This is a genomic window from Enterobacter sp. MGH 16 (genome assembly GCF_000493175.1).
GTDB lineage: Bacteria > Pseudomonadota > Gammaproteobacteria > Enterobacterales > Enterobacteriaceae > Enterobacter > Enterobacter roggenkampii.
This window is the reverse complement of the sequence record NZ_KI535695.1, coordinates 1,927,360-1,945,713: the sequence shown is the minus strand read 5'-3', so window position 1 is coordinate 1,945,713 and position 18,354 is coordinate 1,927,360. Positions and strand designations below refer to the sequence as shown.

The window sequence follows — 18,354 nt, the reverse complement described above, 5'->3', positions numbered from 1 at the left end:
ATGGAAAGTAAACTGCTCGAATACTACAACCGTGAGCTGGCCTACCTGCGCGAAATGGGGGCCGAATTTGCCGAACGCTACCCGAAAGTCGCCGGACGGCTGGGCATGCGCGGCATCGACGTGGCGGACCCGTATACCGAACGTCTGATGGAAGGGTTCGCCTTCCTGACCTCCCGCGTGCAGATGAAAATGGACGCGGAGTTTCCGCGCTTCTCCCAGCGTCTGCTGGAGATGATTGCGCCGAACTATCTTGCGCCCACGCCGTCGATGGCGATTGCGGAGATTCTGCCCGACAGCAGCCGGGGCGACCTGAGCAAGGGCTTCATCGTGCCGCGCGGCACCATGATGGACAGCCTGGCGCTGAAAAAAACCGGCGTGACCTGCAGCTATACCACGGCGCACGAGGTCAACCTGCTGCCGCTGAAAATCGACAAGGTTGAGCTGGGCGGAGTTCCCGCCGATTTGCCGCTCGCACAGCTGGGTCTGAGCCAGCGGGGGATCGGCAGCGCCCTGCGGATCCGCATCGCCTGCGACGGCCCGCAACATCTCGGGCATCTGGACTTCGACCGTCTGGAATTTTTCCTCGCCGGTCCGGATATCGAGGCGCTGAAGCTGCTGGAGCTGGTGATGGAGCACCACGCCGGGATCGTCTGTCAGACGGTCAGCCCGCAGCCGCAGCGACAGCTGCTGGCGACGGACGCGCTGCGCCAGGAGGGATTTGAGCCTGACCAGGCGCTGCTTCCGGACGATCTGCGTAACTTTGACGGCTATCGCCTGCTGCAGGAGTATTTCGCGTTTCCGGCCCGTTTCCGCTTCATTAGCCTCAGCGGCCTGAGCACGCTGATCCAGCGCTGTGAAGAAGAAAAAGCCTTCGACATCTTCATCCTGCTGGATAAGTCGGATGAACAGCTGGAGCGCGTGGTCGATGCCAGCCATCTGGCGCTGCACTGCACCCCGGTCATCAACCTTTTCCCGAAAGTTGCGGCGCGGCAGAAGCTAAATGACGGTCAGCATGAATACCATCTGGTGGTCGATAACATCCGTCCGCTGGATTATGAAATCTACGCGGTAAAAAAAATCTATGGCAGCGCGGACGGCCAGCGTGATGACCAGACGTTTCGTCCGTTCTGGAGCACCTGGAGCGGCGATGCGGGCAACTACGGGGCCTATTTTTCCCTGCGACGCGAGCAGCGCGTGCTGTCCGAGCACGCGCTGCGCTACGGCACCCGTACCGGCTATATCGGCTCGGAGGTCTTCGTCTCGCTGGTGGATGAACAGCACGCGCCGTGGCAGGAAAATCTGCGCTATATCTCTGCGGAGGTGCTCTGCACCAGCCGTGACCTGCCGCTGATGCTGCAGCAGGAGCTCGGGGAGTTCATTATGGCTGACTCCATGCCGGTGAAATCCCTCACCCTGCGTAAAGGGCCGACGCCGCCGCGTCCGGCGCTGGCAGAAGGGTTCAGCACCTGGCGGCTTATCAGCCAGCTGCAGATGAACTACCTCAGCCTGATGGACAGTGACAATGAGGAGGGGGCTGCCGCGCTGCGCCAGCTGTTAGGGCTTTATGCCAACCTGGCCGAAACGCCCGTTGCGCGTCAGGTGGAGGGGGTGCGCCACTGCGTGCTGGAGCCGGTTCACCGCCGCGTGCCTGAACCCGGTCCGGTCGTGTTCGCCCGCGGGATCGGCATTACGCTGACGGTGGATGAGCGAGCCTTTTCCGGCGCCAGCCCGTGGCTCTTCGGCAGCGTGATGGAGCGCCTCTTTGCCCGTCTGGTCTCTATCAACAGCTTCACCGAGTTCACCCTGAAAAGTCAGCAGCGCGGCGAGATTGGCTACTGGGCGCCGCGCATGGGTAAAAGGGCGCTGATATGAGTGACGCCGCCACTGCACCGCTGCGCGTGCATCGCCTGACGAAGCTGCCGGACGCGTTCTGGCACGGCGTCCGCGAGACGCCCTGGCGCTACGATCTGTTTCAGCTGTTAAGGCGCATTGATGCCCAGGGCGGCGAGCGCTATCCGCTGGGCCGCGCGCCGCTGCCAAAATTTGAACCGCTGCGCATCGGCCAGCAGCCGTCGATGAGTTTTGCCCCGTCGACGCTGGCCAGGGTGCGTCAGCGGGAAGAGAGCGGGCTGCATGAGGTGTCTATCCTCAGCTTCGGCCTGTTTGGCCCGAACGGCCCGCTGCCGGTCCACATGACCGAGTACGCCCGCGAGCGTATTTATCATCATCAGGACACCAGCCTGAGCGCGTTTGCCGATCTGTTCCACCATCGTCTGGCGCTGCTGTTTTACCGCGCCTGGGCGGATGCGCAGCCCACCGTCTCGCTGGACCGCGCCGATAACAGGCGCTTTGAGGGCTATCTGGCGTCGCTGATTGGTATGGGCCAGCCGGGTCAGATGGACAACGGCAGCCTGAGCTCACACGCGCGCTTTACCCACGCCGGGCACCTGACCCGTCACGGGCGGGATCCGGAGGGGCTGGAGAAGATCCTGCGCAGCTATTTTAAGGCGCCGGTCAAACTGGTCAGCAACGTGCCGCAGTGGATGCCGCTCTCCACGCGCGAGCAGGCGCAGCTTGGGGAAGGACGCCGCATGCCGCGCATGGGTGAGTCCGCGTTTCTCGGCGTTGCCGTCCGCGACGTGCAGCATAAGTTTCGCATCGAGATTGGCCCGCTGAGCGCGGAGGAGTACAACCGCTTTCTGCCGGGTGAAGCGTGGGTCACCGAGCTGCGCGACTGGGTGCGTCAGTACGCCGGCGTGGAGTTTGAATGGGAAACGCGGGTGATCCTGCGCGCAGACGCGGTGCAGGGCGCCACGCTCGGCAGTCATGGGCGATTAGGCTATAACACCTGGCTGGGCCTTCAGCCGCAGCCTGTCCCGCGCGGCGATCTGGTGTATCGCGCAGAGCGGTAATCCTTCCGTCTACCGAATCATTGTTAATGGAAACTAACATGTCAGAAATTAGCCGTGCCGTGCTTTTCGGCAAACTGGATACGCTGTTATTTACCTCTCTGGAAAGCGCCACTGCGTTCTGCAAGCTGCGCGGCAACCCCTATGTTGAGCTGGTGCACTGGCTACATCAGCTGATGCAGCAGCAGGATGGCGATCTGCAGCAGGTCATCCGCCACTTTGCCCTTGATGAACAGCAGCTGACGCGCGATATCGTTGCCGCGCTGGATGTGCTTCCGCGCGGGGCGAGTTCCGTTTCCGATCTCTCCGAGCATATCGACAGCGCCGTGGAGCGCGCCTGGGTCTTCGGCTCGCTGAAGTTTGGCGTCAGCCGCATTCGCGGCGGCCATTTGCTGATCGGCATACTCAAAACCTGGAACCTGGCCAACGTGCTGAAAAGCATTTCGGCGCAGTTCACCCGCCTTAACGTCGAGGTATTGATTGAGCAGTTTGATACCATCTGCGCCAACAGCAAAGAGACGCAGCAGGCCGCTGCCGCCGTCGACGCACCGGCGGGTGCGGTACCGGCTGCACAGGGGACGCTGGCCCAGTATGGCCAGGATCTGACCGCCCGCGCCCGCGAAGGGAAGATTGACCCGGTCGTCGGGCGCGACGAGGAGATCCGCCAGATGGTGGATATCCTGATGCGTCGCCGTCAGAACAATCCGCTGCTGACCGGGGAAGCCGGAGTCGGGAAAACGGCGGTGGTGGAAGGGCTGGCACTGCGTATCGCCGACGGCGACGTGCCGGAGCCGCTGCAGAACATTCAGCTGTGGCTGCTGGATATCGGTATGCTGCAGGCCGGTGCAGGCATGAAAGGCGAGTTTGAAGCCCGTCTGCAGGCGCTCATTAACGAAGTCCAGTCCAGCGCCACGCCGATCATTTTGTTTATCGATGAGATCCACACCCTGATTGGCGCAGGCGGCCAGCAGGGGACCGGCGATGCGGCGAACCTGCTGAAGCCAGCCCTGGCGCGCGGCCAGCTGCGCACCATCGGCGCCACCACCTGGGCAGAATACAAAAAGTACATTGAGAAAGACCCGGCGCTGACCCGTCGTTTCCAGACGGTGCAGGTTCACGAGCCGGACGAAGCGAAAGCCATTCTGATGCTGCGCAGCACCGTGTCGCCGCTGGAGACGCACCACCAGGTGTTGCTGCTCGACGAAGCGGTCAGCGCGGCGGTGAAGCTGTCCCACCGCTACATCCCGGCGCGTCAGCTGCCGGACAAAGCCGTGGCCCTGCTCGACACCGCCTGCGCCCGCGTCGCGGTGAGCCAGAGCGCGCCGCCTGCGCAGCTGGAAGACTGCCTGCGCCACCTTGCTGCGCTTGACGTGGAAATTGAGATCGCAGAACGCGAAGCGCGCGTGGGGGCCGGTGATGCCGAGCGCGTCACGGCATTACGCGCCGAACGCGACGCGTATGAGACAAAACGCGAAGCCCTGGCCCGGCGCTGGGAAGAAGAGCGCAGCCTGGTGCAGGAGATTATCCGCCTGCGCGCCGCGCTGTTCGCGGCGGGCGAAGAAGATACCGCCGAGCTGCGCGGCCAGCTGGCGGAGCAGCAGCAGGCGCTGAACGCCTTACAGGGAGACGAGCCGCTGCTGTTTGCCGCGGTGGATGAAAACGTGGTCGCCGCGGTCGTCTCTGACTGGACCGGGATCCCGCTGGGCCGGATGGTGAAAAACGAGATCGACGCGGTACTCAACCTTGCCGACACGCTCAACCAGCGCGTTATCGGCCAGCGTCACGGTCTGGACCTGATTGCCCGCCGCGTGAAAACCTCCCGGGCGAAGCTGGACGACCCGAACAAGCCGGTGGGCGTCTTTATGCTGTGCGGTCCGTCCGGCGTCGGTAAAACCGAAACCGCGCTGGCGCTCGCCGAATCTCTGTACGGCGGCGAGCAGAACGTCATTACCATCAACATGAGCGAGTTCCAGGAAGCGCACACCGTCTCCACCTTAAAAGGTGCGCCTCCGGGGTACGTAGGGTATGGTGAAGGCGGGGTATTAACCGAGGCCGTCCGCCGCCGTCCATACAGCGTCGTGCTGCTGGACGAAATTGAGAAAGCGCACCCGGACGTCCACGAGATCTTCTTCCAGGTCTTCGACAAAGGCTGGATGGAAGACGGCGAGGGGCGCCATATTGATTTCCGCAACACCATTATTATTCTGACCTCCAACGTTGGCACCGAGCTGATTAGCGCCATGTGCGCCGATCCGGACCTGATGCCGGAGCCTGAGGCCTTAAGCGGCGCGCTGCGCCAGCCGCTGCTGGAGGTGTTCCCACCGGCGCTGCTGGGCCGTCTGCTGGTGGTGCCGTACTACCCGCTCAGCGACGAGATGCTGGGGCAGATTGTTCGCCTGCAGCTTAAGCGTATTCAGCGTCGTCTGGAGGAGAATCACAGCATTATTTCTGAGTTTGACGACAGCGTGGTGGAACAGATTGTTCAGCGCTGCACCGAGGTGGAGTCCGGCGGCCGCATGGTGGATGCTATTCTGACCAACACCCTGCTGCCTCAGATGAGCCAGATCTTACTTACCGCCAGCCGCAGCGACGAACAGTACCGACGTCTGCACGTCACCTGCGAGCAGGGCGAGTTTCACTGTCAGTTTGCCGCGTAATAATCATCAAGAGAACTGTAAAAGATGACGGATAATGATAACAATCGGACTGTCCCAAACGCGCTCCCGGTCGGGTACCGCTTCAACGAGTTTGAAATCAAAGAGGTGATCGGCGGCGGCGGTTTTGGCATTGTCTATCGCGCGTGGGATCACCAGCTCGAACGCACTATCGCTATCAAAGAATTTATGCCTTCCTCGCTCGCCGTACGCGGCGACGACATGACCCTGGTGCTGCGCAGCGAGCGCTTTGGCAAAGCGTTTTCCGCAGGCCTGAACAGCTTTATCCAGGAAGCCCGTCTGCTGGCGCGCTTTAACCACCCGAACCTGCTGCACGTCCTGCGCTTCTGGGTACAAAACGACACGGCCTACATGGGGACGCTGTTTTACAGCGGCACCACGCTTTCGCGCCTGCGCGAGGAAAAGCCGGAGCTGATCAACGAAGCCTGGATCCGCCGCACGCTGCCGATGCTGTTCGGTGCGATCAAGACCATCCACGACGAAGGCTATCTGCACCGCGACATCTCGCTGGATAACATCCAGATCCAGGATAACGGCCTGCCGGTGCTGCTCGATTTCGGCTCCGCGCGCCGCACCATCGGTAACCTTTCCGACGAAACGGAAACCATGCTGCGCCCGGGCTTTGCGCCGATTGAGCAGTACACCGACGACAACGAAAGCGAGCAGGGCCCGTGGACGGACATTTACGCCCTCGGCGCCGTGCTGCGTACCCTGATTGTGGGTTCTCCGCCGCCGGTCAGCGTGGTGCGCTCGATTCAGGATACCTGCAAACCGCTGGTGGAAATCATGCCGCAGGGCTATTCCATCCCGCTACTCCAGGCCATTGACCGCGCGCTGGCGCTGCACATGGAGGATCGTCCGCAGTCCATCGACGAGTTCGCCGCGCTGATTGAAATGCCGGTCGCGGGTATCAACGATGTGCTGACGGCGAAAAAGCCCGGCACGATGCTGGTACCGGTGGAAGACGAAAAACCGGCGTCGCTGCTCGACTGGCGTCGCTACAGGATCCCGGGCATGGTTGCCGCAGGCGTGCTGGTCGGCGTTGTCGCTGGCGCGATGCTGTTCAGCGGCGGTAACGATGCGCCTGAGCAGGCTGCGCAGGCACCGGCAGAGACGCGTCCAACCGAAACCGCCGCGAACGCCCCAGACGTGAAGCCAGAAACGGTGAAGGTGAGCGAACCGGCGACGGCACAGCAGACGCCACCGCCTGCCGCGAGTCCTGTTGCGTTGGTCTATATCCGCATCCTCGACGGCGAAACGCTGAAAGTGAACGGCGAGCCAAAAGCGCTGCGCCCGGGAACCAACGGCTATGCATCGCTCAAGCTGCCGGCCGGTGAGGCGAAGATTGAACTGCAGGGCAACGGAAGAACGCGTGGCCAGACGCTGGATATTACCAAGCCGGGCACCTGGCTGGTGAATCCGTAGGAATATAAACAGGGGAGACTATGGAAGTGTACGATCTTCGAAGTCTTAGGCTTCATTCAAAGGAGTACGAGAAGATTGTCTCTCCTGTTTGTGCGTTTTGAATTTATTCCTAACCCGGAGGGTTGAGTTGAAGCCAATATGTGCTCCCCCATTTTTTTAAATAACAATAACGGGCGTACACAAAACAAGCTCGCTCATTTAAATAGCCATCTATGGTATTTCTGGGGAGGTATGGATCTTCTCGCAATATTGCTTTATTGCGTGAATTCAGTTCGCCAGCACAGAATTCCATTCATTTCTGACGCAAAAGCGTTTAGTGATTCGTTGAATTATTATGCAGGTGATGGTTTCAGCATTTTGGTCATGCTTTTTTTTGTGCTTGACTTACTTTTATTACTCTCTTTGTGTACTTCGGCCTGTTTATTCTTCAAGCGAAAGATCGGAGCGGTTAAACTTGCCCTCGCTCAGGAATTATTTCGCTTGATTTCATTCAGATGTTCGGTCTCATTGTTCCCTCTTTTAGTAAGTATGTTTGATTTTTCAAACATCTGGTTGAATGTAGGTTTATTTGTCACATCAGAGTCACTGAAAATCTACTCTCTTGTTTTTTGGATGATCAAGAGGGAAAAGCCCCTTTCTTGAATGACGCTTTATCACAGATGCGAACCCCTTTTCTGCATCGCATAAGCTAGATGGAATAAAGATTATGCTCAACCGAATTACCGTTCAGCTCCCGGTGGAGGGGCTTCTGTTCTGGAAACTGACGGGCCGCGAGGCGATGTCCGAATCGTTCGCGCTGACGCTGACCGTGCTCGGCACGGACGCGCGCATTGACCGCAGTAAGCTGCTGGGCCAGCCGGTCACGGTGACCATCCCGACGCAGAGCCTGCTGACGTCCCGCTATATTAACGGCAAGATTACCCGCGTGGCGGTCAGCGCCGTTGAGCTGACGGGCACCCGCTATGCGGTGTACCAGCTGACGGTGGAGCCGGACCTGTGGCCGATGAAGCGCGACCGTAACCTGCGTATCTTCCAGGGGCAGACGGTGCCGCAGATTGTGAAAACCCTGCTGGGTGAGCATCAGGTCAACGTTGAGGACAAACTCACCGGCAGCTACCGGGTGTGGGACTACTGCGTGCAGTATCAGGAGTCGAGCCTGGACTTCGTCAGCCGCCTGATGGAGCTGGAGGGGATTGCCTATCACTTCCGCCATGAGGCGGACAAGCACACCCTGGTGCTGACCGACGCCGCCACGCAGTACCAGCCGTTCAGCGGCTATGAGGTCATTCCCTACCACCAGACGCCGTCAGGCGGCAGTACGGATGAAGAGGGCATCAGCCAGTGGGCGCTGGAGGACAGCGTGACGCCGGGGATTTACAGCCTCGATGACTATGACTTCCGCAAGCCGAACGCGTGGCTGTTCCAGGCCCAGCAGAACCCGGCATCGCCGAAGCCAGGCAGCATCGACGTGTACGACTGGCCGGGTCGCTTTGTGGACAAGGGGCACGGGGAGTTCTATGCCCGCATTCGTCAGGAGCGCTGGCAGGTGGAGCATCAGCAGATTCAGGCCACCGCGACGGCGGCGGGGATTGCGCCGGGGCACACCTTCACGTTAACCAACGCGCCATTCTTCAGCGACAACGGCGAGTATCTGGTCACGGCCGCGGGTTACCACCTCGAAGAGAACCGCTATGCCAGCGGCGAGGGGGAGACCATTCACCGGACCGATTTCACGGTCATTCCTGCGTCAGTGGCCTACCGTCCGGCGCAGAGCACGGCGTGGCCGCGCACCTACGGCCCGCAGACGGCGAAAGTGGTGGGGCCGAAGGGCGAGAGTATCTGGACGGACAAATACGGCCGGGTGAAGGTGAAGTTCCACTGGGACCGTCTGGCGAAGGGCGATGACACCAGCTCCTGCTGGGTGCGCGTGTCGAGCGCGTGGGCGGGCCAGGGCTACGGCGGGGTGCAAATCCCGCGCGTGGGCGATGAGGTGGTGGTGGACTTTATCAACGGCGACCCGGACCGGCCGATTATTACCGGCCGCGTGTACAACGACGCGAGCATGCCGCCGTGGGCGCTGCCAGCTGCGGCGACGCAGATGGGCTTTATGAGCCGCACGAAAGACGGTTCCGTGGACAATGCCAATGCCCTGCGGTTTGAGGATAAAGCGGGCGCAGAACAGGTATGGATCCAGGCCGAGCGCAATCTGGATATTAACGTCAAAAACGACGAAACACATTCTACTGAAAAAAATCGAACCCAGTTCGTTGGCGAAGATGAAACCTTACGGGTAGCGAAAAATCAGAAATCAGGGATTAAAGGCGATGTGGTATGCCTGACGGGGAACAGTCGAAACGATAAAGTCGTTAATAATTTTATACTTTCCGCAGGAAATACGCTGAGACTGGAATGTGGTGAAAGCGCCATCGAGCTATCAAAAGACGGCAGCGTCCATATCATTGGTAATAATTTTAACTTTACTGCGAAACAGAACGCGCAAATTAATACGCTTTCCGGCGAATTACATTTGAACCCTGATGATGGACAAAATGTCATCGATCCGCCTGGCGCATCCCTTCAGGGTGAAATCCAGCAGGAAGTGGATAGTTTTTTTGTTATTAATGGCAATAAATAAGAGTAACCCGAATGGCTGAATATATTCTTCAGGAAGCATCCCTTGCCTTACCCGATGTATTTAAAGACAGAACCATGAATTTATTTACCCTGAGTGATAACGGAGCCAGCGAGTTTACTTTTGTTGTTTCTCGTGCGAGTGCTAAAAACGAAGATAAAGTCCATGATGCGGCAACTCGTTTGGTACGTGAACTGGAAATTACGGTGCCCGACTTTCGTCTCGAATCCTCGCAGATGACCTCTGTTGATGGTCTCCCGGCAGTTGAGCTTTTTTATCAATTCAAAAATGATAATGCGATCATTTTCCAGAGGCAGACCGTTATTTTGCTCGGTGACCATCCTGGCGGCCAAAAGATGGTGTGTTATATCGGTACTTGCCCGGGCGAGTTTAGCGATTATTATCATAATCAATATCAGGAAATTATCCGCAGTATTAAGTTCCACAAACCGGCTCAGACTGAAACTAGAGAAATGCTCGCTGCCGACAGCCAGGGGCCATTTTTTGCGCTTGATAGTGAGAGTAAGGAATTGAGTGTCTTTGAAAACATTCAGGAACTGTATGGACATCTTTCGCTTCAGCGGGCGAAAGAGGGGCAATATTTGCTTTTTGAAAAACAGGGTAAACCACTCAGTATTGCACCCGTTCCGGGGAGCCAACCCCTTCGTTACGCGCTGTGGACGACTTTCGCAGACAAATCACATCACCTACTTTCACAGCTTTCCGTATGCCGCCAGGTGTCTGGTTCTGACCCGCTTGATACAGCCGACCGGATCCGTAAGTATCTGATGGCACAGCGAGCCGAATAGCCATGTCCGAATGTCAGGCTGCTCGCGTAGATGATGAGATTGCACATACAGCCTCAAAAGGCTGGATGATTGCAGGATTGGTGGGCGGGGCCATTCTGGGCGCAGCTGCCGTTGTCGTCACCGGAGGGACCGCGCTGGTTGCTGTTTCTGCCGTTGCGGCTGGGGCATGCGCTGCGGGTGGGTTGGGTGAGCTCCTCGGCAGTATGTCATGGGCTCCACGCCATACTACCGGTACGCTAAAAGAAGGTTCACCCAATGTTTTTATCAACAGCCGAAAGGCGATCCGCGCTCACCTGTCAGCCGGAGAGTGTGATGAGCACAGCGGTAGCCTGCAACGGGTTGCGGAAGGTTCGATAAAAGTTTACATCAACAACTTTCCCGCCTCTCGCACAGGCGATAAATTGACATGCAGCGCTGAGATTAGTCAGGGATCGCGTAATGTTATTATCGGTGGAAGCAAAGTTCAGACCGATGAAATAAGTCCTGAAATCCCGGAATGGGTGAACTGGACGATGCTCGCCGTTGGTGCCGGAGCCATGGCGGTGCTGGCCAGTCCGGCAATCGCACTTCTGAGTACCCTCGGTGCGATGGGCGGTGGGACTATTGGTGGCTACGCGGGTGGAATGCTGTGTGGCGAAGGTAGCGACGGTCAGAAATGGGGGATGCTGATCGGCTCCGTTATCGGCGGCGGGGCTGGTATTAAAGGCGGGGCACGGTTTGATGCGTGGCGGGCTGGTAAATCAATGCCGCGCGTTAGTGCGGAACCTGTTACAGCTTCAGCTTCGCCAAGGATGAGCTTAAGCGAAGCCGTGGGGAAACAACGAGCCGAAAAATGGATTACTCGTGGCAGAGAATTGGCGGATAATCGAGATCCTGCTCTGTCTGCTTTACTCAGTGATGAGCAAGTAGGTGCATTGTATGGTTATACTACCGATCCAGGCTACCAAATGGTAAACCCAGCGTTACGAGGTATGAAACCAATGACTAAAGAAATGGAAGCATTTACTCAACATATAAATGATGGCTTAGACCAGCTTCCTACTTTTAGTGGCGAGACATACCGCGGGATGAACAGCCTACCTTCGCACATATTGGAAGGATATACTCCGGGCAAAACAGTTATCGATCCCGCCTTTCTTAGTACTGATGTTAATCGAGGCTTCAGCGGTCCTATCCAAATGCGTATTGAAGGTTTTTCCGGTAGGAAAATTGACTTCCTTTCAGAGTTCAATGCAACAGAGACTGAAGTGCTGTTTAAGCCGAATACATCGTTTGAGGTTATCAGCAGGTCAGATGAACTTGGGATAACGAATATAGAATTAAAGGAAATACCATGATCGACCTTCATTCCGAAGACTCAGTAATCAATCATTATGCTGATCGCTATCATACATACATGCCAGTTAATGTCCGTAAGGCAATAAGGAGCAACAGTATTGATAATTTGAGTTCTTCACAAGTCTGGGATGCAACTTTACCTTTAATTACGACTGAAGATGTTTCACGTGATAAAGCGCTTGGGGCGTTTGTGGGATTGGCTGTTGGGGACGCCGTCGGCACCACTCTTGAGTTTAAGAAAAGAGACAGTGAACATGTAGCAGATATGATTGGTGGCGGGCCTTTTCAATTAAAACCTGGTGAATGGACAGATGATACGTCCATGGCATTATGTCTGGCAGAGACTTATCTTTCAGAAAACAGAATGCACACCGATGTGCTTAGAAAATATCTCCTGAAATGGTATCTTGACGGAGATAATAGCAGTAATGGTCGGTGCTTCGATATCGGGAATACGACGCGGTTCGCGCTTGAACAGTATATGCGTGTGGGACCTTCCTGGTATGGTAATACAGAGAAACACACTGCTGGTAATGCTGGGGTTATTCGTCAAGCACCTGTGTCTATCTTTCGTCGAAAATCGCTGCGTGCGATTTACTTCGAATCACAGGCTCAGAGTCGAGCAACGCATGGCGCGGTAGAATCAATTAACGCATGTCAATTTCTCGGATTGGTATTGCACTATTTAATCAACGGTTATCAAAAAGAAGAAGCTTTTTCGCCTCATGTTTTCCCACTGTGCGCGCGTGTAATGATCATAAACGCGGGTGAGTATAAGCAAAAAACTCGCGACCAGATTCGTTCAAGTGGTTACGTTATTGATACGCTTGAGGCCGCGATGTGGTCCGTATGGAATACGAATAATTTCCGTGATGCCATTTTACTGGCAGCTAACCTTGCCGATGATGCTGACAGCGTTGCAGCGACGGCGGGACAAATCGCGGGGGCATTATATGGTTATTCCGGTATTCCGCAGGAGTGGAAAAACAAACTCGTGCAGCACGAACGTATCGCCAAAATGGCAGGTGAACTGTTCGATAGAGCTCCAGAGGATAATTTCTTATAATTATATTAGTCATATGGCACGGGTATTGTACCGTGCCTCTTTCTTTGTCTGTCCCTAATGGTTTGTTAGTTAAAAGCGTCCCGGCGTGTCAAAAATTGGACAATACAGATTCTTCGAGAAGAGAACATGTGGTGACCATGGTTTGTGGATAAATAAAATTATATTGAGTTGGGTTGAATTAATGGCATCACTGATATAGTCAATCAGCGGTTTGGGCCAATATTACGCCTGATACCAAAATCTCTCGCCGCGTTAAGCTGTATCTTGTTGTTTTATGGTATTTGGTTTGGAAAAGGAGTGTGATGCGAAGTGAGATGACGACACGACAATGCCTGGAGAACAACATGTATAAATGTGGTACGTTATGATTCAATGGCTTTTCTTTATTCTCTTTATGATTTGGACACTAGCGCTTATCTGGAATGGAAAAGACTTATTCAGTAAAAAACAATGGTTCCTTGCTGGGTTGATGTTCATTCTGGTGCTAGTGGCTACGGTTGTTATTGGTTTTACGTTGAAATGGCTCGCTCAGTCAATGTCATTATTCTCCGTCGCAACGGCGAAACACTATTCGATTATCTTTTCCATGTCTTTCCTGTGCGTATGGGGACTAAAAGTTACCGTTGTGCTGCTCTGCACGATATTTTCCGGGATTACAGGAGGGCACAAAAAATACAATGCTGAAAATTATGAAGCAATATCGTCTATAACACGCGTCGTTGCGCCTTGCTTACTTATCGTTGCTAAAAGCGTAGTTTCCCTGGGGAGCGTCCTTATGTTTTCAGGTTTATGGCTTAAATAAGCACGATTTAAAAAATATCTCAATGAACACCGAGATTAGTCCATAGTGGAATAAAGATTATGCTCAACCGAATTACCGTTCAGCTCCCGGTGGAGGGGCTTCTGTTCTGGAAACTGACGGGCCGCGAGGCGATGTCCGAGTCGTTCGCGCTGACGCTGACCGTGCTCGGCACGGACGCGCGCATTGACCGCAGTAAGCTGCTGGGCCAGCCGGTCACGGTGACCATCCCGATGCAGAGCCTGCTGACGTCCCGCTACATTAACGGAAAAATTACCCGCGTGGCGGTCAGCGCCGTTGAGCTGACGGGCACCCGCTATGCGGTGTACCAGCTGACGGTGGAGCCGGACCTGTGGCCGATGAAGCGCGACCGTAACCTGCGTATCTTCCAGGGCCAGACGGTGCCGCAGATTGTGAAAACGCTGCTGGGTGAGCATCAGGTCAACGTTGAGGACAAACTCACCGGCAGCTACCGGGTGTGGGACTACTGCGTGCAGTATCAGGAGTCGAGCCTGGACTTCATCAGCCGCCTGATGGAACTGGAGGGGATTGCGTATCACTTTCGTCATGAGGCGGACAAGCACACCCTGGTGCTCACCGACGCCGCCACGCAGTACCAGCCGTTCAGCGGCTATGAGGTCATTCCGTACCACCAGACGCCGTCAGGCGGCAGTACGGACGAAGAGGGCATCAGCCAGTGGGCGCTGGAGGACAGCGTGACGCCGGGGATTTACAGCCTCGACGACTATGACTTCCGCAAGCCGAACGCATGGCTGTTTCAGGCCCAGCAGAACCCGGCGTCGCCGAAGCCGGGCAGCATCGACGTGTACGACTGGCCGGGTCGCTTTGTGGACAAGGGGCACGGGGAGTTTTATGCCCGCATCCGTCAGGAGCGCTGGCAGGTGGAGCATCAGCAGATTCAGGCCACCGCGACGGCGGCGGGGATTGCGCCCGGTCACACCTTCACCTTAACCAACGCGCCGTTCTTCAGCGACAACGGTGAGTATCTGGTCACGGCGGCGGGTTACCACCTCGAAGAGAACCGCTATGCCAGCGGCGAGGGGGAGACCATTCACCGGACCGACTTCACGGTCATTCCTGCGTCAGTGGCCTACCGTCCGGCGCAGAGCACGGCGTGGCCGCGCACCTACGGCCCGCAGACGGCGAAAGTGGTGGGGCCGAGCGGGGAAAGTATCTGGACGGACAAATACGGCCGGGTGAAGGTGAAGTTCCACTGGGACCGTCTGGCGAAGGGCGATGACACCAGTTCCTGCTGGGTGCGCGTGTCGAGCGCGTGGGCGGGCCAGGGCTACGGCGGGGTGCAGATCCCGCGCGTCGGCGATGAGGTGGTGGTGGACTTTATCAACGGCGATCCGGACCGTCCGATCATTACCGGTCGGGTGTACAACGACGCGAGCATGCCGCCGTGGGCGCTGCCGGCAGCGGCGACGCAGATGGGCTTTATGAGCCGCACGAAAGACGGTTCCGTGGACAATGCCAATGCCCTGCGGTTTGAGGATAAAGCGGGCGCAGAACAGGTATGGATCCAGGCCGAGCGCAACATGGACACCAGCGTTAAAAATGATGAAACGCACAGCGTCGGCGGAGCGCGCAGCCATTACGTGAAGAAAAATGAACTGCATCGCGTGGAAGCGAATCAGACTCAGGCGGTGAAGGGCGGCACAGAGATCCTGACGGGGAAAGGCAAGCTGGATGCGGCGGTGGAGCAGTACGTCATTGCTTCCGGGACGAAGCTGCGGCTGGTCTCCGGTGAGAGTGCCATTGAGCTGAATGCTAACGGCAAGATTAACCTCATCGGCAAAGAGTTTAACTTCTTCGTGGAAGGGGATGGGTATATCACCACGGGCGGTAAGCTGCATCTGAATACCTCGGGAACCAAGCCGGGCACGACGGCACCGGGATCGGGGCATAAGGGGGATATTGATGCGGCGGTGCAGGCGAAATTTACGGCCAAAGATGAGTAAAGCAGGTGCGGTGCTTATCGCGTTACTAACGACGGGAATGGCTGGAGGAGACGCGCAGAAAAAGGATCTCTGGATGTTTATTTCCGGGATGAGTGCATCGCTTAAGACGTTATCCGTTACAACCCTTAGTAATGCGCCGTTATCGTTTAAAATGACCAGGCAAAATGAATATATCAATTTCTACAATGCCGACGATATCAAACTCGCTGATGGAACGAACATAACCGCAATTGAGTTACGTTTAAGCAAAGATAACGACGGCATGGCGCCTTTACTGAATTTTTCACCCTCCTCAGGTCAATGCATAACGCTGGATGCCGTTAAAAAGTATTATCCGCAGCTGACGTTAACTGAATATCCACGAGGCCGCTCGGAGAACGAAGTGACCAGCTATACAGCCCGAAAAGATATGAATGGACAAAAGGTGAGCTTCAGTTTTACCGTGAAAAATCCTCACTGTCTGGGTTCAGTCGTCATTAGCGCAGACTAAGAAATACTGCACTCATGTCCTGGCGGTTTCTTCAGGGTGATAATTGCAATACACATTCAATAAATGACGATTAACGTGAAAAAACACACGCCGATATTTCTTTGTTCCGTCCTGATGTTTACCTGTCTCGGCAGCAATGTGGTTTTGGCTCAGGTAATGCCTCCCGTTCTGACAAAACGGGATTTTTCTGTGCAGATCAAAGACCAGCCTGTCGCATTGGGCGACCGATGGTCTCCTGATAGTGCCGGTAAAATTGATGTGCCGTTGGAAGGCAACTTTGTCGGTGAGGTTCCTTTTGACGGAACGAACTATAAATTCTACCAGCATCAAAGGGCTGGGTTAGAAATATTCAGTTCCAATCTCTGGTGGGATAAAGCTGAACGAAGCGTTGATGATTATATCGTGTCGCAGATTACGCTGACTGCCGAAAACTTCGCAACGCCGCGTGGTGTCCATGTGGGTTCAACGAGAAAGGAACTGAACAGCGCATACGGTACCGGTCAGGTCGACAATGATGCGGGGGAGCAGTGGATTACCTACGAATTGGATAAAAAAGTGCTTTCTTTTGAGATAAAAGGCGGGAACGTTATAAAAATAACGATGAATTACAACAATAATTCTTAAGAATAATTTATGACCAAAAAATATGTTGCAGTCGTATTGTTCACGGCTTTATTGACAGGCGTCGTTGAAACGTCATCGGCACTAGAATTATCGCAATACAATAAGCTCGATACGGTAAGTCGCATCCTTAACGACAGTGAAGTGACAGACAATCTCAGGACGCTGTTGGGAAATCATTACCAAACCTTTATTGATAACTTTGACGTCTTTGGCGAACCGCACACCACCGCAGGTGGCGGATTGTTTGTTGAAGGCTGGCTAAAAGATCTTTATCTGGAGAACGCGTCAGCGCTGGTCATCAATCCTGATGGCAAAATCTTTGCGGCCTGGGTGGTTCCGGAGTCGGACGTAATCCATTACCAATCCTCTGATAATAGCCCGGGTATTAATGCTGATATACAGCAATGGGCCGCCAGGTTCAATACGATGCAGTTTGCAACGAACAGCCAATCGAGACCTGCGTTTGACGGGGTTTGGACAGGCGGGGTTGGCAACGACTCGACGTTAACCCTGCAGTTAGCTGAATCAGGCAACCGTATCACCGGGTCTTATTGCTATATCTCCCAGAGAGGGAATCGCATCGACTGCCCGGAAGAAGATGAGCGAAATCTTAGGGGTACGATCGCGGGAAACCGTGCGAACGTAGAGTTCAACTCATCGTTTGGCGGCGCAGGCGGAAGGGCTGTTCTGGAAATAAAGGGGAGTGAAATGGAATGGCGTCTGGTAACGCCTCCACAAAAAGGAAATGATTATACTCCGCTGCGTTATACGTTACGGAAAGCCGCTTCGGTTCATCACGCTGAAACCAGAAAACTGGACACCGACAAGTTCACTATCTCTCTGATAAACAAGTGCGGGCGTTTCGAGGGTGAATGTGACCAGATGGTTTATCTCGGTGTGCGCAAAAGCGATAACAGTACGATCTCCTTAAAGGGAAAAACGTTACACGACCCCGCAGGTAAAATAATCGGCTCAACGTACAAGAATGGCGAGATCGCTTATACCGTGACGTATGCACCTGTGAAATTGCTTGTCAGCAAAGGCAGCCATGTTTTAGTCGAACAGTCAGGTCAATGGCGTAAATAATAAAACAGCCAGCCAAAGGGCCAACATGGATTGGCCTTCATGTTTCTCTCAATATTAATCATCCCGAGTTCACTTATGAAATACACCCTCCAGGAAGGTTCATTTTCCCTTTTTCCTGCTGCCTGGCAGGATAACAGCATGAACATCATTCGCGATGACGAAAGCGGGCTGTCCGTGGTGGTCAGCCGCGGCGTGATTCCCGATGGCAGCGACTACGAACAAGAGTTTCACCGCCAGTGGGATGTGTTGCGTCCTCAGATGGGTGAGATCGCCCAGAGCGAATTCCGGGACGTAAACGCCGGTCCAGACGGAAAAATTAACGGGCTGGAAGTTGAGACCACGTTTGACCGTAACGGGCAACGCCTGTGGCAAAAACAGCTGGCCGTGCAGACGCCGGGCAAACCGGTATTGATGATTTTTACCCTCTCGGCATTAAGAGCCTTTACCGAAGAGGACGAGGTGCGCTGGAGCGCGCTTAAGCAGAGTCTGACGCTAAACGACAACCGGAATGTGTAA

15 protein-coding genes are annotated in these 18,354 nt (G+C 55.4%); all 15 read left to right on the top strand.

All coding sequences use genetic code 11. The features are described from left to right. The 15 genes from tssF (at nucleotide 1) to L362_RS13650 (ending at nucleotide 18,354) form a co-directional block, all read left to right on the top strand. On the top strand, nucleotides 1-1,872 hold the full coding sequence (gene tssF, locus L362_RS13580) for a type VI secretion system baseplate subunit TssF (RefSeq protein ID WP_023344384.1): 1,872 nt from the start codon (nucleotides 1-3) through the stop codon (nucleotides 1,870-1,872). Next, nucleotides 1,869-2,912, top strand: a complete 1,044-nt coding sequence (tssG, locus tag L362_RS13585) for a type VI secretion system baseplate subunit TssG (RefSeq protein WP_023344383.1) — start codon at nucleotides 1,869-1,871, stop codon at nucleotides 2,910-2,912. The genes tssF and tssG overlap by 4 nt, the downstream gene beginning before the upstream one ends. A 38-nt stretch (nucleotides 2,913-2,950) precedes the next feature. Beyond that, on the top strand, nucleotides 2,951-5,566 hold the full coding sequence (gene tssH / locus L362_RS13590; RefSeq protein WP_023344382.1) for a type VI secretion system ATPase TssH: 2,616 nt from the start codon (nucleotides 2,951-2,953) through the stop codon (nucleotides 5,564-5,566). 24 nt (nucleotides 5,567-5,590) lie between these two features. After that, nucleotides 5,591-7,009, top strand: coding sequence for a serine/threonine protein kinase (locus tag L362_RS13595; protein WP_023344381.1), 1,419 nt, complete (start codon nucleotides 5,591-5,593; stop codon nucleotides 7,007-7,009). 231 nt (nucleotides 7,010-7,240) lie between these two features. Next, nucleotides 7,241-7,651: a hypothetical protein gene (locus L362_RS13600; protein ID WP_230469170.1), complete on the top strand. Its 411-nt coding sequence runs from the start codon at nucleotides 7,241-7,243 to the stop codon at nucleotides 7,649-7,651. A 64-nt stretch (nucleotides 7,652-7,715) separates the two neighbouring features. Then, nucleotides 7,716-9,644 (top strand): type VI secretion system Vgr family protein, encoded by a 1,929-nt coding sequence (locus tag L362_RS13605; protein ID WP_023344379.1) that lies wholly within the window; start codon nucleotides 7,716-7,718, stop codon nucleotides 9,642-9,644. A gap of 11 nt (nucleotides 9,645-9,655) precedes the next feature. Beyond that, on the top strand, nucleotides 9,656-10,450 hold the full coding sequence (locus L362_RS13610; RefSeq protein ID WP_008503526.1) for a DcrB-related protein: 795 nt from the start codon (nucleotides 9,656-9,658) through the stop codon (nucleotides 10,448-10,450). A 2-nt stretch (nucleotides 10,451-10,452) separates the two neighbouring features. Further along, entirely contained in the window at nucleotides 10,453-11,787 is a 1,335-nt protein-coding gene (locus L362_RS13615; RefSeq protein WP_023344378.1) for a PAAR domain-containing protein, read from the top strand. Further along, entirely contained in the window at nucleotides 11,784-12,854 is a 1,071-nt protein-coding gene (gene tri1, locus L362_RS13620; RefSeq protein WP_023344377.1) for an ADP-ribosylarginine hydrolase Tri1, read from the top strand. The genes L362_RS13615 and tri1 overlap by 4 nt, the downstream gene beginning before the upstream one ends. 364 nt (nucleotides 12,855-13,218) lie before the next feature. Further along, nucleotides 13,219-13,656 (top strand): hypothetical protein, encoded by a 438-nt coding sequence (locus L362_RS13625; RefSeq protein WP_230469169.1) that lies wholly within the window; start codon nucleotides 13,219-13,221, stop codon nucleotides 13,654-13,656. A 59-nt stretch (nucleotides 13,657-13,715) separates the two neighbouring features. Beyond that, complete coding sequence (locus tag L362_RS13630) at nucleotides 13,716-15,638, top strand: type VI secretion system Vgr family protein (RefSeq protein WP_023344375.1); 1,923 nt, start codon at nucleotides 13,716-13,718, stop codon at nucleotides 15,636-15,638. Further along, nucleotides 15,631-16,128: a hypothetical protein gene (locus L362_RS13635; protein WP_229020386.1), complete on the top strand. Its 498-nt coding sequence runs from the start codon at nucleotides 15,631-15,633 to the stop codon at nucleotides 16,126-16,128. Before L362_RS13630 ends, L362_RS13635 begins: the two co-directional genes overlap by 8 nt. A 63-nt stretch (nucleotides 16,129-16,191) precedes the next feature. Beyond that, nucleotides 16,192-16,752 (top strand): hypothetical protein, encoded by a 561-nt coding sequence (locus tag L362_RS13640; RefSeq protein WP_023344373.1) that lies wholly within the window; start codon nucleotides 16,192-16,194, stop codon nucleotides 16,750-16,752. Between the two features lie 9 nt (nucleotides 16,753-16,761). After that, complete coding sequence (locus L362_RS13645) at nucleotides 16,762-17,838, top strand: hypothetical protein (protein ID WP_023344372.1); 1,077 nt, start codon at nucleotides 16,762-16,764, stop codon at nucleotides 17,836-17,838. A 75-nt stretch (nucleotides 17,839-17,913) separates the two neighbouring features. Further along, complete coding sequence (locus tag L362_RS13650) at nucleotides 17,914-18,354, top strand: DcrB-related protein (RefSeq protein WP_023344371.1); 441 nt, start codon at nucleotides 17,914-17,916, stop codon at nucleotides 18,352-18,354.